Below are 25,141 nucleotides of genomic sequence, written 5' to 3' on the forward strand. Positions count from 1 at the left end.
GCCGGGACGCAGTGACACAAGGCCTCGTAATTCGCTCGCCCCTTCGCGCGAGGATCCAATGAGGCGCGGCGTCGCGCTCAATGCGCTGGGTTGGGGCCTGCCCGCACTCGTGGCGCTGGCTTCCGTGCCCGCCCTCACGCGCACGCTCGGACCCGAGCGCTTCGGTCTCCTCGCCCTCGCCTGGGCCGCTGTCGCCGCCTTCGGTCAACTCGACCTCGGACTCGGCCGCGCCACCACCTTCCTCGTCGCCTCCAAGCGCCTGCCGCGCGACGCCGTCGTCGCCGGTTCTGGTGCCTGGGTGTGGCTGCTCTTCGGCCCCGTCGCGCTGCTCGGCTACGCGCTCGCGCCGTGGTTGGCAGCGTCGGTGCTCGACGTGCCCGCCGAGTTGCAGGATGAAGCACGCGGTGTGCTGCGCATCCTCGCACTCACCGTGCCCGTGGCCGTGCACGGTGTGGTGCTGCGCGCCGCGCTCGAGGGCGAAGCGCGCTGGGGCCTCGCCAACGCCCTGCGCGCGCCGATGGGGCTCGTCACTTGGGGCGGTCCGTGGCTGGTCTCGCTCGTCAGCAGCGACCCGCGCCATCTCGCGCTGGTGATCGCCGCCGGCCGCACGGCCTATTGGCTGGCGCAGTGGGGCGCGCTGGGCTGGGCCACCCGCGCGCCGGCGATGCGTCCGCTCCTCGAGGCCGGCGGCTGGATGACCGTCAGCGGCATCGTCGCGCCCGTGCTCAACCTCGCCGACCGCGCGCTCGTGCCCGCACTCGTGCCCATCGCCGCCGTCGGCTGGTACGTGGGAGCGGGGGAGGCCGCCAGCAAGCTGTGGATCGTCGCGACGGTGCTGCAGCCGGTGCTCTTTCAGGCGATGACCGCCGCCCGCAGCCGCGGCGAACCGCTCGGGCCGCTGCTGCGGCGCGGCCTGCTCTACACACTCGGGCCGCTGTCGCTGCCGGTGCTCGTGGTAATCGTCTCCGGCGAGCCGCTGCTGGCGATGTGGCTGGGGCCGAGCTTCGCTCCCGCGGCCGCGACGGTGTTCGTGTGGTTCACGCTGGCGGTCACCGCCAACTCACTGGCGTTGGTGGCGTATGCCGCGCTGCACGCGGATGGGCAGGCGAAGCCGGTGGCGGTGCTGCATCTCGTGCAGTTGCCGGTGTACGTGGCGCTGCTCGCGTGGGCGGCGCTGCACTGGGGCGCGCTGGGGGCGGCGGCGGCGTGGAGCCTGCGGCTCGTGCTCGATGCGGCTGCGCTGTGGTGGCTCTTGCATAGAACTGGAGCGCGCGCCTCGCACTAGGGCTCTCTTCTGGCAACACCCCTGAAACCTCGGTATCGTGACGTGCCGTCGCTGTCGCTCTGCGCTACATTTCAGGCATGATCGCTCCGGCTCCTTCCCGCTCCGATGTGCAGGCTCGCATCCAGGCTGTCCGATCCGAAATCTTCGGGTTGGGCGTCCGGCGCTTGGCGTTGTTCGGCTCGATTCGCCGAGACGCGGCGCGGCCCGACAGCGATGTCGACTTGCTCGTCGAGTTCGAACCGGAGCAGAAGACGCTCGCGCATCTCGTCGATCTCGGCGACCTGTTGGAATCGGTCCTCGGCCGACACGTGGAGCTCGTGACGGCGGAGGGCCTCTCGCCGTTCCTGCGCCCACACATCCTCGCCGACGCCGTGGATGTCGTACGAGCCGCGTGAGATTCTCCGGCACATTCTCGCCGAAGCCGATTTCCTGGTGGGGCTGCGCGCGACGTTGACGCGGCAGGCGCTCGAAGAAGACGAGATCCTGCAGCGCGCCGTGGTCCGGAGTCTCGAAATCATTGGCGAGGCGTCGAAGCGCGTGCCCGCCCAGATGCGCGACGCCAACCCCGCCGTCGAGTGGCGTGCGATGGCCCGCATGCGCGACCGGCTCATCCACGACTATTTCGGCGTGGACCTCGACATCGTGTGGGGCGTGCTGCAATCGAACATTCCCGCGCTCCAGCACGAAGTGCGACGCATCATAGACGCACGATAACGACGCTTGCTGCCGACAGCCGCGGGTAAGGATGCAGCAGCAGCACACGGTATACGGACGCCGCCAATTACGTGCGGACGAATCGAGCAAGCAGCTCTATGTTCCCCGCGTCTGCAGCCCGAAGTGCTCGCAGGTATTCCTGGCGCAGCTCCTGACTGTCAGCTTGCTTCGACGCTGCGCCCCAACTGAATGGGGGCCGTCCCCTTCTGCGAAGCAGTAAGTCTGTTGCCTCTCGGGCGTGTCGTCCAGCGAATCCAGCCTCCCGTCATAGGCTCCAGGCGTGGCATCGCCTGCAAACGCGCATCGAGCTGCCGCCGAAGCATTTCTCTCGAGTTCATTGAGCCTCCAATCGGCAATATTCAGCTATTACTTAACGATTCGACGAGTGCAATTAAGCGATAGCTGTATTTTCTCTTGTGAATATTTTTGCTATGACTTTATTGATGGTCGCTGTAATGACCGGAAGTCGTTATGTGACAACAGTGTATACACGTCTCGAAGCGTCGGAAGAAGTCACGCGCCGTTAGACTCTTCGTTCGCTGGAGGCTGGGAACCCTCGCTAGAAGACATCAGCCTCGCGTCAGGTTCGGCGTGAACCCCAGCCGACGTCGCAGCAATTGAATCACGCCGTCACTGAGCCGCGCGCCGAGCACGAACAGCATCAAGAACCACGCGTGGTACCACGCCGAGCGCCCCAGTCCGAACTCGGCGAAGGCTCTGTACGAACGCCACAGCGCCGCCCGCCCGTCCCGCGCAAAGTGGCTCAGCGTGTGGTACGAGTAGCGCGCGAAGTCGCGACGGATTTCCTCCGCCAGCCCCGGCAGCGCGTGCCGGCGCTCCACCGCCTCGGCGACCGCAAAGAACCCGCGCACCACCTGCACCTGTTGCGGCAGCGTGAACGTGCCCGGCGTGAAGTGTGCCCGCTCCGCCGCTGACGACCCGAACTCCGGCGTACCACCGCGCCTGAAGTGCGCGAGAATCGTCGGCAGGTACAGCGCCGGACGCTCGGCCAATCCGGCACTCGCCGCCCAGAGCTGGTAGAACACCAAGCCATCGTAGGCGTCCGTGGCCACCGCCGCGGCGGCGTCGCGATGCAACACAATGCCGCTCACTGCCACGAAGCGTCGGTAGCACGCGAGAATCGCCGCGCGTCCCGCCGGAATCACTCGCTCGCTGGGGAAGAAGCGGTTCACCTGCTCCGGCCGCGAAGGATCGTCGCGGAAGAAGGTGTACGCGCGCAGGATCGCCCCCACCTCACCGTGCTTGGCGATGCCCGCTGCCACCGCCGCAAACGCGCCTTCGGCGACGAGGTCGTCGTTGCCCATCAGCATCACGTAGCGTCCGGCGGCGAGCGCGATCAACTGACGCAGGTTGCCGTCGTAGCCGAGGTTCGTGGCGTTGGCGTGAAAGCGGAACGTGCCCGGATGCGCGGCGGCGTAGCGCTCCACCACTGCGCGAATCGCCTCACGCTCCGGCGAGCAGTCTTCGGCGACGATGCACTCGTAGTCGGCGAAGTCCTGCGCGACGATGCTGTCGAGCAGCGCCGGCAACTGTGCCGCGCGATTGTACGCCGGGATGCATACCGACAGCAGCGGGCGCGACGATTGCTCAGGCGCAGGCGGACGCGACATCCGCTAGCGCCGCCCGGCCGGGCTGACCGCCAGCGTGAACTCCACCGAGCGCGCGTCGTCCGTGCGATAGCCCGGGATGAAGTCCGCGTTCTGGAACAGGTAGTTGAGTCGCGTGCCGCCGCTGAGCGTGCCGTGGAAGCGCATCCCGATGCCTTCGAAGCCGCCGCGCAGGCCGGCTTGCAGCGTGACGTCGTGCCGCACGGGGTAGGGGAGGAACTGCCGGTACAGCGCGTCATCGTTCCATCGCACCCGCTCCACAAACAGCCCCAGCGCATTCGTGCCGCGCTCCCAGTCCATTGAGATGAGCTGCCGCTGCCCGCCCGGCCCCAGCCCGCTGCCCAGCGGCTCGCCGCGATGCGTCCAGCCGTGGATCACCGTCGGTGACGTGTACAGGTCTTGATCGACGCGGCCCACCCGCTGCGGCGGCATCTCCAGCCGCGCCGCCTCGAAGCCGAGGATCCACTTGGCGCCGTTGCGCTCGAACAGCACTTGGCTCATCCCGAGCCGGATCGCCAGGCCTTCGCCCGGCATCAGCGTGAGATCTCGGAATTCCCGCAGCGGCGCCTGACGCGCGACTTCCATCCACAGCATCGTGCCCGCCTCGGCGTGCGCGAAGCGCAGGTCTGCCGAGAGCATCTCGATTACGCTGTCGGTGCCCGCGCGGCCAAAGGGCAGGGCCGCGGCCGCCAGCGGCGCACGCGACGTGCGTCCATCCATCACCGTGCGCGAAAGCCCCACGCGCCACAGCGGCCGCGCGTAGCTCAGCCGCGCACCCGCCACGCCGCGGCGATTGTTGTCAGGGTCCGTGTCGAAGAAGCGGCTTTCGATCGCCGCGCCGCCGAACCAGCGCAGCTCCAGTGCACCGGCCAACAACGGCTGCCGCCACGACGCCTCCAAGCGTGGCAGGCCCGCCGAGCTTCGGCCTAGCACCAATCCTTCGCCGATGCCTGGGCCCCAGTCGGGCAGGGCAGTCGTTGCGCCCAGCGTCCACTGCCGGCCCGTGGCCCACACACCGCTCTCGCCCAGATCAAACTGCGTGATCGGACTCGTGCCGTGTCGGCTCGGTAGGTCCGCCGAGTAGTCGCCGAAGTACCACGGCGAGGACTGGCCGCTGCGCGTGGAATCGCCGGCCGGGAAGGTGAGGAAGGAGCCGTTCTGGGCCGAGCTGAGTTCCGGCGCGAAGCGCAGCGTCAGCCACTGCCGGCGCCACTCGAAGCCCGCGCGCATCTGCAGCGCCCGCCCGACGCCCGCCGGCGCCGCGCCGTTCCCGCGCCCGTCCGCCACGCCCGAGCGCCGCCCCGTGATGCCGACGGGACCGAGCGGCGTGAAGCCTTCGCGCACGCAGACGCTGTCGCGCCGCGTGTGGTGGAGCGGCAGTGTGAAGTCGAGCGGCGAGACGTCGGTGATGCAGCGGCGCTCCTGGGCGCCGGCGGGCGTGATGGCGATGACTGCCAACACCAGTACACCGCGCAGATTCGCCAGTGCTGAGGCGATCTCGCTGGCGACTCCAGTCGCGAGGCAATGGCGTTGGCGCGGCATCGTGGCGAACGTTCACCGATGCCTCCGTCGCCGACAAGGGCCGCCCCCGCAGGTCCTGCCGCCCCTGCTGCGCGTGCCGCCCCTCGTGTGCTGATCGTGAAGTTGGCCGCAATGGGCGACATCGTGATGGCGTCGACGCTGATCGGCGCCGTGCGCGACCGCTGGCCCGACGCCCAAATCACCTGGCTCACCGGCGACCAGTTCGCGCCGCTCGTGCGCCGTTTCGAGGGCGTAGATGTGGTGCGTAGTGTCGACGCCGAGTCACTCCTCGCCGGCCCCGCCTTCCGCGCCGCCCACCGCGCCCCTCACGCCGCCCTCAAGCGCGCCGCCGCCATCGCCAGCACCGTCCGCGCCATCGGCCGCCGCCCCTGGGACCTCGCCCTCGTCGCCCACAGCGATGAGCGCTACGCGCAACTCCTCCGCTTCGCGAAGGTGCGGGACTTGAGGCAGTTCAAAGAGCCGAGGAAGGACCGCTATATGGGCCTGGAGTACTCCTCGATGTTGGAAGATGCTGGACCTTCATCTCCCCTCTCCCCCGTCCTCTCCCCTCTCCCATCTCCCCGCCATAACCCACCTCTCCACCTCCCATCTCTCACTCAGCTCAACAAGCAACAACCTGCCCGCCGAGTCACTCTCGCCCCCGGCGGCGCCCGCAACCTCCTCCGCGACAACCCCCTGCGTCGCTGGCCCGTCGAGAGCTGGGCTGCGCTCGCGCGCGAGCTCAAGGCGGCCAACTGCGAGCTCACGATCATCGGCGCCGCGAGCGATCGCGCCGAGGCTGATGTGGTGCTCGCCGCCGTCCCCGACGCGCGTGACGAAGTCGGCAAGCAGGACCTCGACGCACTCCTCGCCGAGCTCGCCAGCAGCGATGTGCTCGTGACCCACGACTCCGGCCCGATGCACCTCGCGCAGCTCACGCGCACGCCGGTCGTGGCGCTCTTCGGCCCGACGAGCCCGACGCAGTTCGTGGCGCCGGGGGCGGACGTGACGGTGCTCAGCGCGGCGCAGCATCTCCCCTGTGCGCCCTGTTATGACGGGAAGGATTACGCGGTGTGCTCGGCGAATCTCTGTCTTAGCCGCGTTGGTCCGGAGATGGCCGCAGGCACTGTCCTGGCGGTACTGGCTGGGAGGCGGGAGAAGGGAGGCGGGTGAGGGCGGGGAGAGGGGGAGATGGTTGAGAGAGGGAAGAGGGTTTGGGAGATGGGTTTGGGAGACGGATGGGGAGGCGGCCATCTCTCGTCTCTCCGCCGTCTTCCGTGAGCCGCCTCCCCGCCGTCACCCACCTCCCGTCTCCCCCCTCCCACTCGCCCCAAGCACCTACCCATCCAACGAAAAAAAACCGCCCCACGAGCAAGTCGTGGCGCGGTCGGACAGAATGGGCGCGGAGGGACTCGAACCCCCGACCTCTGCTGTGTGAAAGCAGCGCTCTAACCAGCTGAGCTACGCGCCCTGAGTCTTGAAAGATAAATGACGGATGACGGAGGACGGAAGTGGCGGGGGCTGAAATCGCGCGCCGTCGCCGCTTAGGTTTGGAAGATGGGATTCGTGCTCGCGTGGATTCGTGGGGTCGCGGCGGCCGTCGTGCTGCTTACCGCCGGCGTGTTTTCGCCGCGGCTGCGGGGGTATCTGCGCCAGTTTGCGCGCGAGGTCGGTGTGGCGAAGCCGCACGTCGGGCCGTTTCCGGCGAAGCGTCCCGACTTTGTCGGCGATCCGACGCTGCCTCTCGCGCTGCCTGGCCTCGACGCGCAGGATGGCAACGTCTCGGCGCTCGAGCTGGCCGTGCTGGCGCGGCTCGTGAAGTCCCGCGCGCCGATGCTGCTCTGGGAGATCGGCACCTTCGACGGCCGCACGACGCGCGTCCTCGCCGCCAACGCGCCCGCGGGGGCACAGGTCCACACCCTCGACCTGCCCGCGGATGGCCTAGGCCGCACCGCCCACGCGCTGTCGCCGAGCGAGCGGGATTTGGTGAAGAAGCCCAGCTCCGGCGCGCGGTTCGCCGGCACGCCGGAGCAGGCCAAGATCACCCAGCACCTCGGCGATTCGGCGACGTTTGATTTCACGCCTTGGCGCCGGCAGGCGGACTTCGTGTTCGTGGACGGCTCCCACGCCGCGGCCTATGTGGTCAGCGACACCAACCGCGCCGGCCTGCTGACGGATGATCGGAAGGCGGTGGTGGTGTGGCACGACTACGGCGAGTGGCCCGGCGTGACGGAGACGCTGGATACCTTGGCGCCCACGCTGAAGGGCGCATATCGTGTCGCGGGGACGACGCTGGTCGTCTGGGAGCGGAACGTGTAGGGAATCGGGCCCATAGCTCAGCGGTTAGAGCGGCGGACTCATAATCCGAAGTGCGCAGGTTCGAATCCTGCTGGGCCCATCTAGACGGACGGGGAGAAGGGAGGGGGAGAGGGGGGTGAAGGCAGGGAGAGGGGAGAAGGGAAGGGGCTGGGAGAGGGCACAGGGTCGCCCCCATCTCCCCGTCCTCTCCCGACCATCTCCCCTCTCCCGACCATCTCCCCTCTCCCGACCATCTCCCCGCTCCCGACCATCTCCCCTCTCTCAACCATCTCCCCCCGCCCACCTCCCCGCCGTCACCCTCCTCCCCCCTCCCGTGTCCCGATTCCGGTTCGTGACCTAGCTCTCTTGACACCATTAGAGCCACCAACGAACTTCTGCCAGTTACCCGCCCAAGCCCCTTCGCTCCCTCTTCGGAGATTTCGATGCGCCGCATTTCCCTCGTTGCCCTTGCCCTCGTGTTCGCTCTGCCGTCCGCGCTTGTCGCGCAGGATCGCAACGCCTACAAGCTCGAAGTCCCGTCGATCGAGTATCTCGACCAGCGGATGGGGCGCGCGCAGCCTGGCGTGGCGGCCTCGTCGCCCGTCGGCTACGGCCCCAACAAGGGCGACATCTTCGCCGGCCTCGGCTACCAGGCCTCGACGGGCGTTGACGGGGCGCAGGACGGCGCCCTCTCCGTCGGCGGCGGCTTCCTGAACGCCAGCGAGATGGTCGGCATCGAAGCCGTGCTCACCTCGCTCTCCACGATCCGTTCCGGCTTCGGCTCGCGGATGGTCGGCGCGATCAAGGTCCACAAGATCGTGCAGGACTGGGGCGTCGGCCTCGGCGTCGAGGGCTTCTACCTGAACGGCAACGACTTCGACACCAAGCCGTCGGTGTACGTGGCCGCGACGCGCGGCATCGATGTGCGTCCGGGCGAGGAGTACTTCTCCAACGGCACCATCAACTTCGGCCTCGGCAATGGCCGCTTCCAGCAGATCGAAGACTTCCGCGACGGCAAGAACGGCGTGTGGTTCTTCGCCTCCAGCTCCATCCGCATCAACTACTTCTCGTCGGCGATCATCGACTACACCGGCGCGCAGGTGAACCTCGCGCTCTCGTTCTCGCCGCTCAAGAAGATTCCGCTCGTGATTACGCCGTCGCTCAACGACGTCGGTGGTGCCGTGGGTGACCGTGCGCGCCTCGCGCTCGGCGCTGGTATGTCCTGGAAGTACTAAGCCACCCACACCTCACTTAGGAGAATTCGAATGCTGCAGACGATGAAGCGAGTGGTGGCTGGCGCCGCCCTGTTGGTCGGTATCTCGGCGACGGCGCAGGCGCAGTTCCTCACGGACGCGGGCTCGCCGCTGGGCTCGGGCGGTGGCGTGAGCGGTGCCGTCGTGAACTACATCGGGTCGGTCGGTGCGGGCGGCGGCAACGCAGCGATTGCTGCGGTCCTCGCGCCCAGCGGGGGGGCGCCGGCGGTCCAAGCGCTGACCCAGGCGCTTGGCGGTGGCGCGGCAGCGGGCACGTTGGCCGAGGCCTTGGCCACGCTGGGCGCGACGCCGACTCCCACCGCTGCACGGAACGCGATGCTGGCGTACAACGCAGCCATCGATGCCGGCGTGTCGCCGACCTCGCCCGCGATGACGGCGGCGCGCAGTTTCTTCGTCAGTCTCGGCGCGAAGTAGTCGCGAATCGTGCGCCGACTCCTCGCCGCAGTCAGCCTCACACTCGCGGTCTCGACCGCGGTCGAGGCGCAGTTCCTCACCGACGCCGGCTCGCCCCTGGGCGGCGGCGGTGGGGCCAGCGGGTCCGTCGCGAACTATATGCGCGCCGGCGGGATGAACGCCGCCCGCGCCAACTTCCTCGCCGCGCTGCAGAATGCTTCCGGCGCGATGACGGCGACGAACCCCGCGACTGGTCAGCCGGTTGCCGTTCCGCCGGCCACCGCCGCGGCTATTGTCGCCATCCTGAATGGCACCGGCGGCGCGGGTCCCTTGGCGACCGCCCTCGGCGGTTCAGCGCAAGCCGGCACTGCAGCGCAGACCTTCGCCAGCTTCGTGCAGAACCCGACGCCCGCCACGCTCGTTGGCGCCATCGTCGCGTACAACAACCTCGTCGACGCCACCGAGCCGGGGAATCCGAGCGTGCTCGGCCTGCGCGCCGCGATTGTTGCGCTCGGAATGTTCTAGCGCGCGCGGCGCGCTGCGATTGCGCCGTCAGCGGCGCACCGTCAACACTAGTCGCTACGTCGCCGGCCGAGCTTCGCCTCGTGCCGGCGTCGCTAGTTTTCGCGCCGCGCCCAGACCAATCCGAGGCTGACCGTCAGGATCGGCGCGCCCGCGCCGGCGACCACGCCGTCTGAATAGCGTAGCTCGAAGGCCAGGTCCCGCCGCGGCGTGATCGGTGACTGATAGCCGATGCCCAGCACGTAGCCTGTCGACGCTTCCTTCCCCGGATCGCAGTCCGTCGAGTTCTGCCCCGACGCGCCGCAGACCAGCCGCCAGCTCGTCACCGGCCCGAGCAGTCCGTACACCCCCGTGAACGCGCCGCGCGGCATCGACGCACGCAGCAGTGCGCCGAGCTCGACGCTGTTCTCCGAGACCTGATAGCGATCCGTGCCGTCATCGCGCTGGTACTGCATCTGCACGGCCGTCAGCTCAGCGCGCCACGCGAAGGCGCCGCGCAGGTCGCGGTCGTAGCGGATGGCACCCTCGAAGCCCCGGCGGTCGTCGTCGGTGCTGCCCTCTGTGTCGCCGGCGAGGGAGCGGATGCCGGCGGAGAGGGCGAACTGGGCCTGGCTGGCGACTGGAAGGGCGATGAGGAGGATGAGGAGGCGGAGCACTCGTCTGGTGGGAGAGGGGAGGTGGAGAGGGGGGTGAGGGCGGGGAGATGTGAGAGGGGAGAGGGCGGGGAGAGGTGAAAGGAATTCTTCGTTCCTGCCGTCTCCCGTCATCTCTCAAGCTGCAGCGAGTTCATTCTCGTGCTGTGTCATTGCCTACCATCAACGCCTAACTGCGGTGCTGGTGTGCATCGCGGCGGCATCTTCCGTGCTACCCTCGATCGTACGCGGCGAGGTGGGCATTGCGGCGGAATTCTCCGTTCTACCCCCGATCGTACGCGGCGAGCACTTCCTCGCGGCTGACGCTGGCGGCGCCGGACTTTCCGACTTGGATGCCGGCGGCGTAGTTGGCGGTGACGGCGGCTTCGAGGGCGCTGCCGCCCGCAGCGAGCACGGCGGCGAGGTACGCGGTGACGGTGTCGCCGGCGCCCACTACATCGTACACCTCACGCGCGGTGGTGGGAATGCGCTCGACGGCGCCGTTGCGGCTGATCAGTGCCATTCCGTGCTCGCTGAGCGTGAGCAACAGGTGCTGCGCGTCGAGTTGGGTGAGGACGGCGGGCAGCGCGGCGGCGTCCTGCACGTCGACGGAGGCGCCGAGTGCGCCTTCGAGCTCGCGGCGGTTGGGCTTGAAGATGGTGCAGCCGCGGTACTCGAAGAAGTTGCGGAACTTGGGATCCACGACGATGGGCAGTTGCCGCGCAGTGGCGGCGGCGATGGCGGCGCGGATGACCTGCGGGATGAGCACGCCCTTATTGTAGTCCTCGAGAATGAGCGCATCGGCCACGGACACGGCGCGCGCGACGGCGTCGAGCAGGCGGGTGACTTCGTCGCCGGAGAGATCGGCGTCGACTTCTTCGTCCACGCGCACGACCTGCTGGTTGCGCGCGACGACGCGGGTCTTGGTGGTGGTGGGCCGGTCGCAATCGACGAGCCCGCGCGGTTCGGCGCCACGCTCGGCGAGCATCTCGCGGAGCTGCCCGCCGGCGGCGTCGCGCCCGACGGCAGCGACGAGTTCGCAGCGCGCGCCGATGGCGAGCACGTTCTGCGCCACGTTGGCGGCGCCGCCGAGGGCGTACTTGCGCTCGCGCACGCGCACGACGGGCACGGGCGCCTCGGGGGAAATGCGGTCGACGTCGCCCTTGAGGTAGAGGTCGAGCATCGCGTCGCCGACGACGGCGATCCGGGGCGGCTTGGTCGCAATGGATTGCAGGAGCTGCTGGAGCCGCGCGCGGTCGAGATGGGCCTTGGGCATCTGCTAAAGGTGTCGCTTCGCTCGTGGTTCAGGGAGGGGCTCGGCTTTCGTGCTTGGGTCGCGACTTTCGGTGCGCCGGCTTGGGGTTGGTGCGCCGGCGTGGGGTTGGTGCGCCGGCTTGGGATCACAGCACGCCCTTCGGGGCCTGACCTCTGCGCGCACGGCCCCTACGGGCGTGCTGTGCTCCCAAGCCTGAGTTGCTCTCGCCTGGCCGGAGATATTTCCTGCCGCCCCTCTCAAGCCTCGGCGCGGTGGGAGACCGCGGCGTCCGAAGGGGCCGTGCGCGAAGCGGTCAGGCCCCGCAGGACGTCGCGGGCTCCCGCCGCTCGCGCGAAAGCGAAAGCCCAGCCGTACAGAGCGGGCTGACCCAGCTCGCGCCGAGCGAGCGATGCGCCCAACTTGTGCCGATGCACGCCCAGCCTTCCAGGCAACTCGTCGTTGCCGTCCTTGCACTCGCGGTGCTCGGGATCTCCATCTCCGGCCCGCTCGCGCGGCTCGCCGACGCGCCACCGCTCGCGATCGCCGTGTGGCGCCTCGCGCTCTCGCTCTGCATCGTCGCCGTGCCGTTGCTCGGCACCGGCCGTTGGCGCGAGTGGCGCGGGCTCGCCGGGCGCGACCTCGCCATCGCGATGGGCGCCGGGGCCTTCCTCGCGCTGCACTTCTGGAGCTGGATCGCCTCGCTCGGCCTCACCAGCGTCGCCGCCAGCGTGCTGCTCGTGAACCTGCATCCTGTCGTCATCGTGATCGGCTCGGCGCTGTGGCTGCGCGAGCATCCGACGCGCACGCAGCTGATCGGCATCGGCATCGCCGTCGTCGGCGCCGCATACGTCGCACTCGGCGGCGCGGCGAGTGATGTGGCGCTCGGCGACGCGACGCTCGCCCGCGCCACTCTCGGCAACGGCCTCGCCCTGCTCGGCGCCGTCACCGTCGGTCTCTACTACCTCGCCGGCCGCAGTCTCCGCCAACGCCTCTCGCTGTGGCCGTACGTCGGACTCGTGTACGGCTGCTGCCTCGTCGTGCTGCTCCTGCTCGCCGCGTTCACCCGCACGGCGCTCTGGCCCTTCGCGCCGCGCGAACTCACGCTCTTCGCGCTCATTGCCTTCGGCCCGATGCTCGCCGGCCACACCGGATTCAACTGGGCGCTGCGGTATGTGCCGGCGTATGTGGTGAGTCTGTGTCTGCTGGCGGAGCCGGTGGGGGCGGGGCTGATTGCGGCGGTGATGCCGGGGGTGCGGGAGGTGCCGGCGGGGTCCGTCGTGGTGGGAGGGGTTGTGGTGCTCTTGGGGGTTGGGGTCGGGTTGTACGCTGGGAAACGGGAGGCGGGAGGGGGGTGACGGCAGGGAGATGGGAGACGAGAGAGGGCCGGGTCAGGGGAGAGGGTCGGGAGAAGGGCTCCTCTCCCGACCTTCTGCCATCTCTCAGCCATCTCCCCTGTCCCACCTCCCCGCCATCACCCACCTCACCGTCTCCCCTCTACCTTTATCGGACCAATGATTAAGCCTCCCGCCTCCGTGCAATCCCTGACGCGCACCCTCGAACAGGCCGGCCACGCCGCCTGGTGCGTCGGCGGCGCCGTGCGTGATGCCCTCCTTGGCATCGAGACGCTCGACTGGGATCTCGCCACAAGCGCGCGGCCGGAGCAGGTGCAGAAGCTCTTCAAGCGCACCATCCCCGTCGGCATTCAGTTCGGCACGGTCGGCGTGCTCGATCGCGATGGCGTGTTGCACGAGGTCACGACCTTCCGGCACGATGTCGAGACAGACGGCCGGCACGCGGTGGTGAAATTCGGCGCCTCGCTCGAGGAAGATCTCGCGCGCCGCGACTTCACCATCAATGCGATCGCGGTGCACGCCGAGCGTCTTGAGATGCGCGATCCCTTCGATGGGCGCGGCGACCTGGAGCGACGCGTCGTGCGCTGCGTGGGTGATGCCGCCGAGCGGATGCGTGAGGATCGGCTGCGCGCGCTGCGGGCGCTGCGATTCGCTGGGCGCTTCGACTTCAGCATCGAGCCCGCGACCTGGAGCGCCATCGTCGAGAGCGCGCCGCATCTCGGGCGGCTGTCGATGGAGCGCGTGAAGCAGGAGCTTGAGAAAGTGATGGAGCAGGTGGCGCGCCCCGCCGCGACGATAGAGCGCTATCGCGAGGCCGGCATCCTCCGTGCGCTGGTGCCCGCCATCGCCGATGCGCCCGCCGCGCGCTTCGCCGCGCTCGATTACCTCGCGCGCCCCGGCCTCACGCGGCGTCCCGACCGCCGGATGCTGCGTCTCGCAGCGCTGTTCATCGAACCCGGCGTGACGCCGCCCAAGCAGCTCGAGGCCACGCTCAAGGCCCTCAAATTCAGCAACGTCGAAGCCCGCGCCGCTGTGACGCTCGCCGAGGCCGCCGGCCGCGTGAGTCTCGCGCGCCTGCGCGAACTCGCGGCGGCGCTGCAGCAGTCCGCCACCGCGCCCACTAGCGAAGCGGCAGTCGAGCTGCGCAAGATCATCGCGCAGGCCGGTCGCCTGATGGTCCCCGGCCTCACGCGCATCCTGTGGGCGCGCGCCAAGGCCGAGGGCGCCACCGCCGCCGACGGACTCGCCGGACTCGGCCTCTACCGCCGCGCGCTGCGCAGCGCCTTCACCGACCCCCTCAGCATCGCCGACCTCGCCGTCGACGGCGAGGACCTGCAATCGGCAGGCATCCCCCCCGGCAAGCCACTCGGCGACGCGCTCAAGGCGCTGCTCGAGTGGGTGCTCCAGGACCCCTCGCGCAACCAGCGCGATGAACTGCTCGCGCGCGCGAGGGAACTCGCGAGCGCGAAATAGCACACCTGGGCGGGAGTCGCGCGAGCAAAGCAGCAGCAGCAGCGCGCGAAGGGAAGGAGTAGCCCACGACGAGCCTGCGGGCAGGGTAGCGTAGCGCCCAAGCCTGCAAGCGAAGGAGACCCCACGCCCGTAGGGGCCGTGCGCGAAGAGGTCAGGCCCCGAAGGGCGTGGGGTCTCGTGAGCGCCCAGCGCCGAGAAGTGGGGTCTCGTGAGCGCCCAGCGCCGAGAAGTGGGGTCTCGTGAGCGACCCCCTCTCCCCGCGCGCCGCATTACCTTGCGAGCAATGCACGCGCTCAGCCTCGATGTCGAGATCACCCGCGGCGAGACCGTCGAGTCGCGCCACCGCGTTCACGCCGCCGTGATCGGCGCCGACGACGTCCTGATCGCCGCCGCCCGCGACTCCGCGCTCGTTTCGATGTGGCGCTCCTGCGCCAAGCCCTTCCAAGTCCTTCCGCTGCTCGCCAGCGGCGGCTTCGAGCAGCTCGGCTGGGGCCACGAAGAACTCGCCCTCGCCTGCGCCTCCCACGGCGCCGAGCCCGAGCACGTTGCCGTCGCCTCGCGGATGCTCTCTAGCCTCGGTCTCGAAGAAGGCGACCTCGCCTGCGGTCCGCACGAACCTCTCTCGCAGCGCGGCGCCCGTCTGCTACGCGAGAGCGGCGCCGCACCGACGCGCCTGCACAACAACTGCTCCGGCAAGCACGCCGCGATGCTCGCGCGCGCCAAGACCGCCGGTTGGTCCATCAAGGGCTACGAGCAGAGCGATCACCCCGTCCAGCTCAGCTGCCTCGGCGAGGTCTCGGCGTGGAGCGGCATCCCGCTCGATGATATGCCGCTCGGCGTGGACGGCTGCGGCGTCGCGGTGATGGCGTTGCCGCTGGACCGGATGGCCCTCGCCTACGCGCGTTGGGGTCGCGCGGTGTACGCCGGCGACGAACTCCCGGCGCGCACCGCGGCTGCCATCCGCAAGCATCCGCACTTGCTCGGCGGCACCGATCGCTTCGACACCGTGATGCTCGAGGAGACCAAGGGCGGCGTGATCACGAAGGTCGGCGCCGAGGGCGTGCACTCGGTGGCCGTGCCGTCGCTGGGCATCGGGATGGCGATCAAGGTCGAGGACGGCGCGCAGCGGGCGCAGTATGTCGCGGTGCTGCGCGCGCTGCAGCAGCTGAGCGTGTTGCCGAGCGAGTTGCCGCCGCGTTTGGCGGAGTTCGTGGAGCGCCAGGTGAAGAATACGCGCGGGGAGGTCGTGGGCAGCGTGCGAAGCCGTGGGGCGACGGCGTGAGCGACGCACTCACGCCCGAGGTCGCCGCCTTGGTGCGCCTCTCCGCGCGAATCGCGATCGGCAGCGAGTTCGAGATCCGCGCCGGCTGCGCCGAGGTCGTCGCCGCCGAGGTGCCGACGCCGTGGGTGGAGGAGTGCATCCTCCAGAGCTACCTGATGGCCGGCTTCCCGCGCACGCTCAACGCGATGCGCGAGTGGCGCCGCGTCAGCGGCGTCGAGGCCCCGGAGCCTGAAGAGATTCCCGAGCCGAGCCTGTGGCGCTGGCGTCAGCAGGGAGAACAGACCTGCGAGATCGTCTACGGCAAGTTCTACACGAAGCTCCGCGAGAACATCGCGCATCTGCATCCCGCACTCGACGAGTGGATGATCGTCGAAGGCTACGGCAAGATCCTCTCGCGCCCGGGCTTAGAGCTCAAGCTACGCGAGCTCTGCATCGTCGCCGCCTGCGCCGCGATGGGGCAGGACCGGCAACTGCACTCGCATCTGCACGGCGCGGTGAACGCGGGGGCGACAGGCGCGGAGGTCGCGGGGACGCTCGCGGCGATTGAGGGGCTGGTCGAGGAGGCGCATCTGTTGCGCGCTCGACTGCTGTGGGCGCGGGTTCACGGAAAGGCTTGAACGGGCGGGGAGGAGGGAGGGGGAGAGGAGGGAGAGGGCGGGGAGAGGGGAGAAGGACGATGGCTGAGAGACGGCAGAAGGTCGGGAGATGGGCGCCCTCTCCCAACCATCCGCCCTCTCCCAACCATCTCCCCTCTCCCAACCATCTCCCCTCTCCCGTCCACCCGCCGTCACCCACCTCCCATCTCCCAGCTCCCAGCCGTCGAGCGCAACGAATCGATGCTGCCGCCGCCGTGAACCCGCTAGATTTCCCAGCCAATGTTTATAGACCTAGTGACCGCCCGAGTCACCGCCGGCACCGGCGGCTCCGGCTGCACGTCGTTCCGCCGCGAGAAGTTCGCGCCGATGGGCGGGCCGGACGGCGGTGACGGAGGCAAGGGCGGCGATGTCATCGTCCGCGGCGACGCCAACCTGAGCACGCTGCTCGACTTCACCTACCGCGACCACTGGGAAGCGGAGCGCGGCGAGCACGGGATGGGGTCGAACAAGACCGGCCGCTCGGGCAAGGATGTCGTCCTGCCGGTGCCGCCTGGCACGGTCATCCGCGACCGCGACACGGGACTGCGACTCGGGGAGATCCTCGAGCACGGGCAGGAGATGGTCGTCGCCAAGGGCGGCCGCGGCGGACGCGGGAACACGTTCTTCGCCACCGCGACGCACCAGGCGCCGCGCGAGTGGCAGCCCGGCGAGGAAGGCGAGGTGCGCACGCTCGAACTCGAGCTCAAGCTCATCGCCGACATCGGCCTCGTCGGTCAGCCAAATGCCGGCAAGAGCACGCTGCTGAGCGTCATCTCGGCGGCCCGCCCCAAGATCGCCGACTACCCCTTCACGACCCTCGCCCCCAACCTCGGCGTCGTGCAGCTATCGGATTCGCGAACGTTCGTGGTCGCGGACATTCCCGGAATCATTGAAGGGGCACATACCGGCAAGGGCCTCGGGCTCCAGTTCCTGCGGCACATCGAGCGCACGCGCATCCTCGCCTTCCTGATCCCCATCGACGCGATGGACTGGCAGGCCGAGTACGACCAGCTGCGCAGCGAGGTCCGCAGCCACTCCGAGGAGCTGGCCCGCAAGCCGCACTGCGTGGTCTTCACCAAGCTCGACCTGCTCGGTGAGGACTATGTACCTGAGATCGAGGCGCCGGAGGCGTTCGGAGTGTGGTCCATCTCCGCTGCCGGCCGGATTGGGCTGGACCAGCTCAAGGCCAACTGGTGGAGCCGGCTCCTAGAGCTCCGGAAGGCCGCCGGCCTAGTGCCCACCGAGGGCTGACGCGGTGCCTGCGGCGGCCCAGCGGACCCCTCGGTGGATCCCGGCTGCCGCCCTGCCTCAGCCCTTAAGCGATCTTTCGACACCACCGGCGGGATTGTGGTGCCTCGGGGACGCCGAGGGCGTCTTGGGCGAACCTGAGCGCCTCGTTTCGATTGTAGGGACCCGCGACGCCTCGGCCTACGGAGAGCGAATGGCCGCGCGGCTGGCGGCTGGGGCGGCCCGGGAGGGGCTCGTGGTGGTCAGCGGCTTGGCCCGGGGAATTGATGCCGTGGCGCACCGGGCGGCTATCGAGGCAGGCGGCCGGACTGTGGCCATCCTGGGTACCGGAGTCGACGTACCGTACCCAGCAGGTCATCGGGCCCTGCACGAGCTTGTCCAAGACAATGGGGCCGTGCTATCCGAGATGGAGCCCGGTACGAGGGCCTTCCCAGGCTGCTTCCCGCGACGGAATCGGATCATCGCGGCCCTGTCCAAAATGACCCTAGTGGTCGAGGCTGGGCACAAGTCCGGGGCGATGAACACGGCGAGGCTCGCCCACGACATCTACCGGACCATCGCGGCCGTCCCCGGGCAGGCCGACGACCCCCGGGCGATGGGCAGCAACCAGCTCCTGATGGACGGGGCCAGCCTTGTCCGGGATGTGGAAGATCTGTTGATTGCCTTTGGGTTATCCACATCGAGGCTGCACAAAGGAGATCAATTGGATGCCGACCGGGCTGGTGTAAGAATCCCCGTACACCCAGATGACCTCGTAATCCTACGAGCCCTCGGCGGGGCGGCGGTCCCGGCCCAAGCGCTCGCGGAAAGAGTTGGTATGTCAGTACGGCAGGTATCTGAGAGGCTGCTAAGGCTGGAGCTATGCGGCCTGGCCGTGGTGGAGGGTGGGGGCTACCGGGCCGGTGATCCGCGCGTCGCAGTAAGGCTACAGCAACACGCCAGCACTGGCGCGTGAGCTGTTTCGACTCGATCAAGAGGTCGGCGATACCTGCCCAGTAAGGCCCTCTGAATGACTCCACATATTATCGTAAGTATCGCATTAACTAACCACGTTAAGATATTGAAAAATAAGGATATGATAATTTACTTTAAGTTATTATCATTCCGTGGATTGGCGTCCAGTGCGAATGTCAGAGGGGTGGCGATGGCTCACCTGCTCCGGTCCGGCCGTTGACCTCCTGGCCTCACCTCTACCTGCACGTACCGTTCTGCGGGCGTCGCTGCTCCTACTGCGACTTCGCGATTGCCGTGCGGCGGGAGGTTCCGGTCTCCGAGTTCATTGACGCCATAATGGCTGAGTTCGTCACGCGCCGGATTTCGCTCAACGCCGGCCTACTCAGGACCATCTATTTCGGCGGCGGGACGCCATCCAAGCTCGGCGGAGAAGGAGTCGCCAGACTTCTCCACGGAATTCGCGAACTGGCCGGTGTTGGCAAGTTTTCCACATCCGTGGACGCCCTCGAGATCACCATCGAGGCCAATCCCGAGGACGTTTCGGCGGAATCTGCCGCGGCCTGGGTGGCTGCGGGGGTGAACCGGGTGTCGCTGGGGGTCCAGAGCTTCGAGCCAGCCGTGCTTCAATGGATGCACCGGGAGCACCCCCCGACCCGGGCCGCCGAGGCCGTCCGCGAGCTCAGGGCGGCTGGGGTGCAGGAGATCTCCGCAGACCTCATATTCTCGGTCCCGGAGGCACTGGGCAGAAGTTGGACAACCGATCTCGAGCGGGTCCTAGAGTTGGACGTCGAACACCTCTCCCTGTACGGCCTGACCGTCGAACCCAAGACCCCGCTAGGCCGTTGGACCGCCCGCGGCGAGGTGCAGGAGGCGCCCGAGGAGCGTTACGAAGCCGAGTTCCTCGAGGCCCACGAGCGCTTGGGCGAGGCCGGGTACGAACATTACGAGGTCTCCAACTACGCCCGTCCTGGCAAGCGGGCCCGGCACAACTCGGCGTACTGGACGGGGGCTTCGTATCTCGGGATTGGGCCCTCGGCGCACGGGTTTGACGGGAGGGAGCGGCGCTGGAACCTGCCGGCCTACGCGGAGTGGCTTCGGGAGGTGCGGGCGGGGCGGGATCCGGTGGGCGGGCGGGAGGTGCTCGGAGGTCAGAAGCTGGGCGGGGGGAAGGAACTGGCCGGGGGCCACGATCCAACCCTAGGAAAGGAGCCCGTCCGGACCGCGGGCTCCTCGCGTCCTCCCCAGACGGGTCTCGAACCCGCCGAGCGGATCTACCTCGGACTCCGCACAATCGACGGGCTGCCTATCCGTGAAAACGAACTAAAGAAGGTTACTTCGTGGATCGGCGAAGGCTGGGCTACTCTCGACGGCGACCGACTTCGGCTCACGCCGCGGGGCTGGCTACGCCTCGACGCGCTCGCCGCCGCGCTCCTCGACGCTTGACTTGTATGCCAAGTCCTTTCTAATCTTGGACTTATGGCCAACGCCGAGCTCTCCGATCGCGAACGCCAGGTCCTCGAGGCCGTGATTCGCTCCTACGTGGAGACCGCCGAGCCGGCGGGCTCCCGTACGATCAGTCGGCGCTTCGGGCTGGGCGTGTCTCCGGCCACCATCCGCAATACGATGGCTGACCTGGAGGAGAAAGGCTTCCTCTTCCACCCGCACACCTCGGCGGGCCGCATCCCGACGGACAAGGCCTATCGCTTCTATGTAGATGGGCTGATGCACCTGGACCGCCCGCTGCCGCTGCAGGAGCGTGAGCGCCTGGCGGAGGAGATCGGCGAGCGGGGCTCGGCGATTGAGACGATCCTCAGGCGCGCGGCCCAATCCCTGGGCGTGCTTACACAGGAACTCGGCGTCGCCCTCGGCCCGCGCCTCGACCAGACGGTGCTCACGAAGCTCGAGTTGGTGCGGATGAGCACGGAGCGCTTGATCTTGGTGCTGACGCTGCGGGGCGGGGCGGTGCGCACGATCTTCATCGAGATCGCCGGTGAGATCGCGGACAACGCCATCGCCGAAGTGCAGCAGGTGCTCAACGAACGCCTCGCGGGCCACTCGCTCGCCGAGATCCGCGCCAGCCTCGCCGCGCGCTTGCGTGACGTCGTGGCGCCGGGCGGCGCGACGGAGTTGCTGAACATCTTCGTGCAGGAGGGCGAACAGCTCTTCGACGTCGCCGCGGCGGCGGACGAGGAGAGCGTGCTGCTCGGCCAGGCCTCAGTGCTCGCGGAGAAGCCGGAGTTCGCGAGTGGCGATCGGCTGCGGCAGCTGATCGCGCTCACGGAGACGCGCACGCAACTGGCGGGGCTGCTCCGCCAGCGCGCGGCGCAGCCGGGCGTGTCGATCACGATCGGTGACGAGCACGGCGTGGGGTTGCTCGGGGGACTCACGCTGGTGACGGCGGAGTACCGGGCGGGGTCGCTGACGGGGGTGATTGGGGTGATTGGGCCGACGCGGATGCCTTATGAGAAGGTTATTGCTTTGGTGTCCCATACGTCTTCGTTGGTTACGGATTTGCTTGCTTAGATGGTGGGGGAGGGGAGATGGGAGGGGGGTGACGGCGGGGAGAGGGGAAAGGGGAGAGGGTTGGGAGAGGGGAGAGGGTTGGGAGAGGGGAGAGGGTTGGGAGAGGGTTTCTTATATCCGCTTGAAGTCGCGGTTGGTGGTGCGGCGTTGGCTTTCGATCAAGCGCAGGAGCATTGCGCGCACCTTCGACAGAAGGGATTGGCGGTGGGTGTGGTGCGCTTCGGGGATTACGTCGGCGGCGGCGATGTACCAGGTGATGGCCTCGCGGGCTGAGCCGAGGGCGTAGCTGAAGAATCGAATGCGATCGGCGCTGCCGGCGCGGCTGTAGCCCTCGGCGAGGTTGGCGCTCACGGAGCCGACGGCGCGCTCAAGTTGGTCGGCGATGCCGCCGCGATATCGCGCGCGCAGGGCGCGTGCGTCCTCCTTCGCGCAGTGGAGGATGAAGAGCGCGGCACGGTACACGTGCAGCTTCCATAGGAGATCCTGCCGCAAGGCCTCGGGGCAGGCGAGCTCCCACGCTTCCTGCGAGGGTGGCAGGTCGGTGTGGAACGAGGATTGCTTAGGCATAGCCGAGCATATCCCCTCTCCCCTCTCCCTGAATCATCTCCCCATCTCCCCCCTCACCACCATCTCCCCTCTCCCCAAATCATCTCCCCTCTCCCAACCATCTCCCCTCTCACATCTCCCCGCCGCCACCCACCTCCCCACCTCCCGTCTCCCACTAGTTTTACGCTCAAATGGCCGATTACTACGCAACCCTCGGACTCCCCAAATCCGCCTCCGACGACGACATCAAGTCCGCGTATCGGAAACTGGCGACCAAGTTCCATCCCGACCGCAACGGGGGCTCCAAGGAAGCCGAGGAGCAGTTCAAGGCGATCACCGAGGCCTACGACGTCCTGCGCGATCCGCAGAAGCGCGCGGCCTATGATCGCTACGGCGAGGCGGGCCTGCGAGGCGGGATGGGCGGCGCGGGGGGCTTCCACCACGTCGATCTGTCCGAAGCGCTGAACATCTTTATGCGCGACTTCGGGCTCGGCGACATCTTCGGCGGCGGGCAGGGTGGCCGGCAGTCGTCGGGGCCGCGCGCCGGCGCCGACGTGAAGGTGGATATGCAGCTGACGATACTCGAGGTGGCGACGGGCGTCACGAAGACGATCAAGCTGAAGCTGCTGGACCCCTGCACGCGCTGCACGGGCTCGGGCGCGGAGCCGGGGACGTCACCGTCGCGCTGCACGACCTGCAATGGCCAAGGCGAAGTGCGCCGCGCGCAGCAGAGCTTCTTCGGGCAGTTCGTGTCGGTGGCGCCGTGCCCCACCTGCCGCGGCGAGGGAGTGATGATCGCCTCGCCCTGCAAGGAGTGCCGCGGCGAAGGTCGCGAGCGCGGCGAGCACACGATCGACCTCAAGGTCCCAGCCGGTGTGGCGACGGGCCAGTATATGCACCTGCGCGGCGTCGGTAACGCCGGCGTGCGTGGCGGTCCGCGCGGGGATGTCATCGTGGTGTTCGAAGTGCTCGAGGACGATCGCTTCGAGCGCGACGGCGAGGACCTCTACTGCGAAGTCTTGGTCACGTACCCGCAGGCCGTCCTTGGCGCCGACCTCGACGTGCCCGGCGTGACCGGTCCGCTCACGCTGCGGATGCCCGAAGGCACGCAGAGCGGCGAAGTCTTCGTGCTCCGCGGCCGCGGCCTCCCGCGCGTGAACGCCAGCGGCGCCGGCGACCTGCACGTGCGCGTGCAGGTGTGGACGCCGGCGAAGCTCTCGAAGGAGGAGACGAAGCTGATCGAGCAGCTGCACGAGGTGCAGGCGCGACCGCCGGAGAAGCGCGAGAAAGGCTTTTGGGCGAAGATGAAGGAAGCCTTAGGGTGATGCTGCGAGACGGGAGGCGGGAGGTGGGTTAGGACGGGGAGATGGCAGGAGAGACACGACGGGAGAGACGGAACACGGCTCCATCTCTCCACCCTCTCCCAACCCTCTCCCCTCTCCCAACCATCTCCCCTCTCTCAACCATCTCCCCTCTCTCAACCATCGTCCTTCTCCCCATCTCCCTCCCGTCACCCTCCTCTCCACCTCCCACCTCCCAGCCAGTGACGAAGAGCTGGACCCGCGTTTCACTCCATCCCTCTTCAACGGGGAAGAAGCCAGACGTCTCCGCCGCAATGTTCCAAGCCGGCGCCGAGGGCCTGCACGAGCTCGACGACGCGCTCGTGACGCATCTGCCCGCGTCCACCGACGCAGACGCGTTCGTCCGCGCGGTGAAGGCAGCAGATCCGGCGTTGCGCGCGGAGATCAGCCCGCTCGAGGACACCGACTGGGCCGAGAAGTGGAAGGAGCGCATCACGTCGCATCAGCTTGGCGCATTGATGGTGACGCCGCCGTGGTTGGCCGCGGGGTGCGATCCGGCGACGACGATCGTCATCGAGCCGGCGATGGCCTTCGGCACGGGCGAGCATCCGACGACGCGCGGCGTCGTGCGCTTGATGCAGGGCGTGATCCGCACCGGTGATGCGGTGGCGGACCTCGGCTCGGGGTCGGCGGTGTTGGCGATCGCGGCGGCCAAGCTGGGTGCGGCGCGCGTGTATGCGATCGAGATCGATCCCGACGCCACGGGGAACGCCGAGGAGAACATCGCGCGCAATGGCGTCGGCGATCGCGTGGCGGCGCTCGAAGGCGACGCGTCGCTGTTCCTGCCGCTGGTGGCGCCGGTGCGCGTGATCCTCGCGAACATCATCTCGTCGGTGCTCGTGGACCTGCTGCCGCTGATGGCGATGACCTTGGCGGACGACGGCGTGATCATCCTCTCGGGCATCCTGCGCGAGGAGCGTGAACGGATGGTCACGGCGCTGCGCGATGGCGGCTGGCGCTTGGACGCCGAGGACGCCGAAGACCAGTGGTGGAGCGTGCGATGCACGAAGGCCGCGTGAGTGGGCTGACCTCTTCCGTCACGGCCGCGTGAGTGTGCTGACCATTTCCGTCACGGCCGCGTGAGCCTGCCGACCTTCTTCGCCGACGAGGCCTTCGCCGCGCCGTCGCAGGTGACGCTCGGCGAAGACGCGGCGCACCATATGCGCGTGCGGCGCCTGGAGATCGGCGCGCGCGTGCGGCTGCTCGACGGGCAGGGCACGCGCGGCGAAGGCGTGCTCACGCAGTTGGCGAAGCGCCACGCGACGGTGGCGGTGGAAGCAGCCGCGTATAGCGAGCCGCCGGCGCCGGTGCACCTGCTGTTGCCGGTGGCGGACAAAGATCGGATGCTGTGGCTCGCGGAGAAAGCCACGGAACTCGGCGTCGCGAGTTGGCGGCCGGTGCTCTACCGGCGCTCCAAGCACGTGAATCCGCGCGGCGAGGGGCCGGTGTTCCAGCAGAAGCTGCGTGCGCGGATGATCAGCGCATTAGAGCAGTCCGGTGGCAGTTGGTTGCCGACGATGTATCCCGACGCATCGGTGGAGCACGCGATCAGTGCTGCGCCTCAGGGCATTGCGCTGGTGCTCGACGCAGGGGCGCCGTCGGTGTGGGAGGTGCTCCGCGGTGCCGGAGGTGGGAGCGTCGGCTCGGGCACCGCGGCGGCAGCGGCGCCCGCGCAGGGTGGCATCAGCGTCGCGGTCGGGCCGGAAGGCGGCTTCGAACCTGCCGAGCGCGCCGCGCTCGAGGCGGCGGGCTTCCGGCCGGCCGCCCTCGGGCCGAACGTGCTGCGCTTCGAGACGGCGGCGGTGGCGGCCATCGCCGTCGCGCGCGCCGCGCTACCTTTCTGAGCCGCGCCCTGCGGCCGACACCAACTTCATCGGGTCCGTATGAGCACCGAGTGCCTCTTCTGTCAGATCGTGAAGAAAGAAATCGAGGCGACCATCGTCGCCGAGACTGAGCACGCGCTCGCGTTTCACGACATCGCGCCGCAGGCGCCAGTGCACGTGCTGGTCGTTCCGAAGAAGCACTACAGCTCGATGAACGAGATGCCCGACGGCTCGGTGCTCGGCGCCGTGGCCTCGTTGGCCAAGCAGGTGGCGAAGGACCTCGGCATCGCCGAGGGCGGCTATCGCGCGGTGGTGAACACCGGGGAGCAGGGTGGGCAGACCGTGCCCCACCTCCATATGCACCTCCTCGGCGGGCGCGCGATGAAGTGGCCGCCGGGGTGAGGGTCGCGCTCGTCCACGAG

General features: G+C 68.6%; 25 protein-coding genes and 2 tRNA genes. 21 read left to right on the plus strand and 6 right to left on the minus strand.

Translation table 11 applies throughout. The features are described from left to right. Window positions 1-58 precede the first annotated feature (58 nt). The 3 genes from KF689_05355 to KF689_05365 all read left to right on the plus strand — a co-directional run bounded on the left by KF689_05355 (window position 59) and on the right by KF689_05365 (window position 1,999). Entirely contained in the window at window positions 59-1,285 is a 1,227-nt protein-coding gene (locus tag KF689_05355) for an oligosaccharide flippase family protein (protein MBX3132798.1), read from the plus strand. 77 nt (window positions 1,286-1,362) lie between these two features. Continuing rightward, window positions 1,363-1,680 carry a nucleotidyltransferase family protein gene (locus KF689_05360; protein MBX3132799.1) on the plus strand — a complete coding sequence of 106 codons (318 nt, stop codon included), beginning with the start codon at window positions 1,363-1,365 and terminating at the stop codon, window positions 1,678-1,680. Beyond that, window positions 1,661-1,999, plus strand: coding sequence for a DUF86 domain-containing protein (locus KF689_05365; protein MBX3132800.1), 339 nt, complete (start codon window positions 1,661-1,663; stop codon window positions 1,997-1,999). The genes KF689_05360 and KF689_05365 overlap by 20 nt, the downstream gene beginning before the upstream one ends. 569 nt (window positions 2,000-2,568) lie before the next feature. Here the strand turns inward: KF689_05365 and KF689_05370 are convergent. Both KF689_05370 and KF689_05375 read right to left on the minus strand, forming a co-directional pair. After that, a complete protein-coding gene (locus KF689_05370; protein ID MBX3132801.1) occupies window positions 2,569-3,630 on the minus strand; it encodes a glycosyltransferase family 2 protein in 1,062 nt (353 codons plus the stop codon). 3 nt (window positions 3,631-3,633) lie between these two features. Further along, on the minus strand, window positions 3,634-5,169 hold the full coding sequence (locus KF689_05375; GenBank protein ID MBX3132802.1) for a hypothetical protein: 1,536 nt from the start codon (window positions 5,167-5,169) through the stop codon (window positions 3,634-3,636). Between the two features lie 87 nt (window positions 5,170-5,256). Here KF689_05375 and KF689_05380 point away from each other — a divergent pair, with 87 nt between their 5' ends. Then, window positions 5,257-6,321 carry a glycosyltransferase family 9 protein gene (locus KF689_05380; protein ID MBX3132803.1) on the plus strand — a complete coding sequence of 355 codons (1,065 nt, stop codon included), beginning with the start codon at window positions 5,257-5,259 and terminating at the stop codon, window positions 6,319-6,321. 224 nt (window positions 6,322-6,545) lie between these two features. On the opposite strand, the gene KF689_05385 is transcribed toward KF689_05380, so the two are convergent. Continuing rightward, window positions 6,546-6,619 (minus strand) — tRNA-Val (locus KF689_05385). Window positions 6,620-6,705: 86 nt separating this feature from the next. Between KF689_05385 and KF689_05390 the strand changes: the two genes are divergently transcribed. The 5 genes from KF689_05390 (at window position 6,706) to KF689_05410 (ending at window position 9,638) form a co-directional block, all read left to right on the plus strand. Then, window positions 6,706-7,467: a class I SAM-dependent methyltransferase gene (locus KF689_05390; protein ID MBX3132804.1), complete on the plus strand. Its 762-nt coding sequence runs from the start codon at window positions 6,706-6,708 to the stop codon at window positions 7,465-7,467. Between the two features lie 6 nt (window positions 7,468-7,473). After that, window positions 7,474-7,546, plus strand: a tRNA-Ile gene (locus KF689_05395). A 343-nt stretch (window positions 7,547-7,889) separates the two neighbouring features. Next, window positions 7,890-8,681, plus strand: a complete 792-nt coding sequence (locus KF689_05400; GenBank protein MBX3132805.1) for a hypothetical protein — start codon at window positions 7,890-7,892, stop codon at window positions 8,679-8,681. A gap of 30 nt (window positions 8,682-8,711) precedes the next feature. Continuing rightward, window positions 8,712-9,134, plus strand: coding sequence for a hypothetical protein (locus tag KF689_05405; protein ID MBX3132806.1), 423 nt, complete (start codon window positions 8,712-8,714; stop codon window positions 9,132-9,134). 9 nt (window positions 9,135-9,143) lie between these two features. Continuing rightward, window positions 9,144-9,638: a hypothetical protein gene (locus KF689_05410; protein ID MBX3132807.1), complete on the plus strand. Its 495-nt coding sequence runs from the start codon at window positions 9,144-9,146 to the stop codon at window positions 9,636-9,638. Window positions 9,639-9,730: 92 nt separating this feature from the next. Here the strand turns inward: KF689_05410 and KF689_05415 are convergent, their stop codons facing one another. Further along, window positions 9,731-10,291 (minus strand): hypothetical protein, encoded by a 561-nt coding sequence (locus KF689_05415; protein ID MBX3132808.1) that lies wholly within the window; start codon window positions 10,289-10,291, stop codon window positions 9,731-9,733. 259 nt (window positions 10,292-10,550) lie between these two features. Then, window positions 10,551-11,543: a D-glycero-beta-D-manno-heptose-7-phosphate kinase gene (locus KF689_05420; protein MBX3132809.1), complete on the minus strand. Its 993-nt coding sequence runs from the start codon at window positions 11,541-11,543 to the stop codon at window positions 10,551-10,553. A gap of 407 nt (window positions 11,544-11,950) precedes the next feature. On the opposite strand from KF689_05420, the gene KF689_05425 reads away from it, so the two are divergent. The 8 genes from KF689_05425 (at window position 11,951) to hrcA (ending at window position 20,989) form a co-directional block, all read left to right on the plus strand. After that, on the plus strand, window positions 11,951-12,877 hold the full coding sequence (locus KF689_05425; protein ID MBX3132810.1) for a DMT family transporter: 927 nt from the start codon (window positions 11,951-11,953) through the stop codon (window positions 12,875-12,877). Window positions 12,878-13,033: 156 nt separating this feature from the next. Further along, window positions 13,034-14,347: a hypothetical protein gene (locus tag KF689_05430; GenBank protein MBX3132811.1), complete on the plus strand. Its 1,314-nt coding sequence runs from the start codon at window positions 13,034-13,036 to the stop codon at window positions 14,345-14,347. A 283-nt stretch (window positions 14,348-14,630) separates the two neighbouring features. Further along, window positions 14,631-15,629 (plus strand): asparaginase, encoded by a 999-nt coding sequence (locus tag KF689_05435; protein MBX3132812.1) that lies wholly within the window; start codon window positions 14,631-14,633, stop codon window positions 15,627-15,629. Then, the gene (locus KF689_05440; GenBank protein ID MBX3132813.1) at window positions 15,626-16,246 is read left to right on the plus strand and encodes a carboxymuconolactone decarboxylase family protein; all 621 of its coding nucleotides are present in this window, start codon (window positions 15,626-15,628) and stop codon (window positions 16,244-16,246) included. Before KF689_05435 ends, KF689_05440 begins: the two co-directional genes overlap by 4 nt. A gap of 258 nt (window positions 16,247-16,504) precedes the next feature. Continuing rightward, window positions 16,505-17,515 (plus strand): GTPase ObgE, encoded by a 1,011-nt coding sequence (gene obgE / locus KF689_05445; GenBank protein ID MBX3132814.1) that lies wholly within the window; start codon window positions 16,505-16,507, stop codon window positions 17,513-17,515. A 4-nt stretch (window positions 17,516-17,519) separates the two neighbouring features. Then, on the plus strand, window positions 17,520-18,467 hold the full coding sequence (gene dprA, locus KF689_05450) for a DNA-processing protein DprA (protein ID MBX3132815.1): 948 nt from the start codon (window positions 17,520-17,522) through the stop codon (window positions 18,465-18,467). A 215-nt stretch (window positions 18,468-18,682) separates the two neighbouring features. Next, on the plus strand, window positions 18,683-19,909 hold the full coding sequence (gene hemW / locus KF689_05455) for a radical SAM family heme chaperone HemW (GenBank protein MBX3132816.1): 1,227 nt from the start codon (window positions 18,683-18,685) through the stop codon (window positions 19,907-19,909). A 33-nt stretch (window positions 19,910-19,942) separates the two neighbouring features. Further along, the gene (gene hrcA, locus KF689_05460) at window positions 19,943-20,989 is read left to right on the plus strand and encodes a heat-inducible transcription repressor HrcA (GenBank protein MBX3132817.1); all 1,047 of its coding nucleotides are present in this window, start codon (window positions 19,943-19,945) and stop codon (window positions 20,987-20,989) included. A 111-nt stretch (window positions 20,990-21,100) separates the two neighbouring features. Here the strand turns inward: hrcA and KF689_05465 are convergent, their stop codons facing one another. After that, the gene (locus KF689_05465) at window positions 21,101-21,556 is read right to left on the minus strand and encodes a four helix bundle protein (protein MBX3132818.1); all 456 of its coding nucleotides are present in this window, start codon (window positions 21,554-21,556) and stop codon (window positions 21,101-21,103) included. 170 nt (window positions 21,557-21,726) lie between these two features. Between KF689_05465 and dnaJ the strand changes: the two genes are divergently transcribed. From dnaJ to KF689_05485, 4 genes are all read left to right on the plus strand, one after another. Continuing rightward, on the plus strand, window positions 21,727-22,860 hold the full coding sequence (gene dnaJ / locus KF689_05470) for a molecular chaperone DnaJ (GenBank protein ID MBX3132819.1): 1,134 nt from the start codon (window positions 21,727-21,729) through the stop codon (window positions 22,858-22,860). 290 nt (window positions 22,861-23,150) lie between these two features. Next, a complete protein-coding gene (locus tag KF689_05475) occupies window positions 23,151-23,915 on the plus strand; it encodes a 50S ribosomal protein L11 methyltransferase (protein MBX3132820.1) in 765 nt (254 codons plus the stop codon). A gap of 60 nt (window positions 23,916-23,975) precedes the next feature. Next, window positions 23,976-24,740, plus strand: a complete 765-nt coding sequence (locus tag KF689_05480; GenBank protein ID MBX3132821.1) for an RsmE family RNA methyltransferase — start codon at window positions 23,976-23,978, stop codon at window positions 24,738-24,740. A 39-nt stretch (window positions 24,741-24,779) separates the two neighbouring features. After that, window positions 24,780-25,121 (plus strand): histidine triad nucleotide-binding protein, encoded by a 342-nt coding sequence (locus KF689_05485; protein ID MBX3132822.1) that lies wholly within the window; start codon window positions 24,780-24,782, stop codon window positions 25,119-25,121. Window positions 25,122-25,141 lie beyond the last annotated feature (20 nt).

The organism is Gemmatimonadaceae bacterium (assembly GCA_019637355.1).
Lineage (GTDB): Bacteria > Gemmatimonadota > Gemmatimonadetes > Gemmatimonadales > Gemmatimonadaceae > Pseudogemmatithrix.

What these genes read in the sequence shown, in the direction of transcription:
- KF689_05355 (MBX3132798.1), top strand. Translation starts at nt 59, where the DNA reads ATGAGGCGCGGCGTCGCGCTCAATGCGCTGGGTTGGGGCCTGCCCGCA.
- KF689_05360 (MBX3132799.1), top strand. Translation starts at nt 1,363, where the DNA reads ATGATCGCTCCGGCTCCTTCCCGCTCCGATGTGCAGGCTCGCATCCAG.
- KF689_05365 (MBX3132800.1), top strand. Translation starts at nt 1,661, where the DNA reads ATGTCGTACGAGCCGCGTGAGATTCTCCGGCACATTCTCGCCGAAGCC.
- KF689_05370 (MBX3132801.1), bottom strand. Translation starts at nt 3,630, where the DNA reads ATGTCGCGTCCGCCTGCGCCTGAGCAATCGTCGCGCCCGCTGCTGTCG.
- KF689_05375 (MBX3132802.1), bottom strand. Translation starts at nt 5,169, where the DNA reads ATGCCGCGCCAACGCCATTGCCTCGCGACTGGAGTCGCCAGCGAGATC.
- KF689_05390 (MBX3132804.1), top strand. Translation starts at nt 6,706, where the DNA reads ATGGGATTCGTGCTCGCGTGGATTCGTGGGGTCGCGGCGGCCGTCGTG.
- KF689_05400 (MBX3132805.1), top strand. Translation starts at nt 7,890, where the DNA reads ATGCGCCGCATTTCCCTCGTTGCCCTTGCCCTCGTGTTCGCTCTGCCG.
- KF689_05405 (MBX3132806.1), top strand. Translation starts at nt 8,712, where the DNA reads ATGCTGCAGACGATGAAGCGAGTGGTGGCTGGCGCCGCCCTGTTGGTC.
- KF689_05420 (MBX3132809.1), bottom strand. Translation starts at nt 11,543, where the DNA reads ATGCCCAAGGCCCATCTCGACCGCGCGCGGCTCCAGCAGCTCCTGCAA.
- KF689_05425 (MBX3132810.1), top strand. Translation starts at nt 11,951, where the DNA reads ATGCACGCCCAGCCTTCCAGGCAACTCGTCGTTGCCGTCCTTGCACTC.
- KF689_05430 (MBX3132811.1), top strand. Translation starts at nt 13,034, where the DNA reads ATGATTAAGCCTCCCGCCTCCGTGCAATCCCTGACGCGCACCCTCGAA.
- KF689_05435 (MBX3132812.1), top strand. Translation starts at nt 14,631, where the DNA reads ATGCACGCGCTCAGCCTCGATGTCGAGATCACCCGCGGCGAGACCGTC.
- obgE (MBX3132814.1), top strand. Translation starts at nt 16,505, where the DNA reads ATGTTTATAGACCTAGTGACCGCCCGAGTCACCGCCGGCACCGGCGGC.
- hrcA (MBX3132817.1), top strand. Translation starts at nt 19,943, where the DNA reads ATGGCCAACGCCGAGCTCTCCGATCGCGAACGCCAGGTCCTCGAGGCC.
- KF689_05465 (MBX3132818.1), bottom strand. Translation starts at nt 21,556, where the DNA reads ATGCCTAAGCAATCCTCGTTCCACACCGACCTGCCACCCTCGCAGGAA.
- dnaJ (MBX3132819.1), top strand. Translation starts at nt 21,727, where the DNA reads ATGGCCGATTACTACGCAACCCTCGGACTCCCCAAATCCGCCTCCGAC.
- KF689_05475 (MBX3132820.1), top strand. Translation starts at nt 23,151, where the DNA reads ATGTTCCAAGCCGGCGCCGAGGGCCTGCACGAGCTCGACGACGCGCTC.
- KF689_05485 (MBX3132822.1), top strand. Translation starts at nt 24,780, where the DNA reads ATGAGCACCGAGTGCCTCTTCTGTCAGATCGTGAAGAAAGAAATCGAG.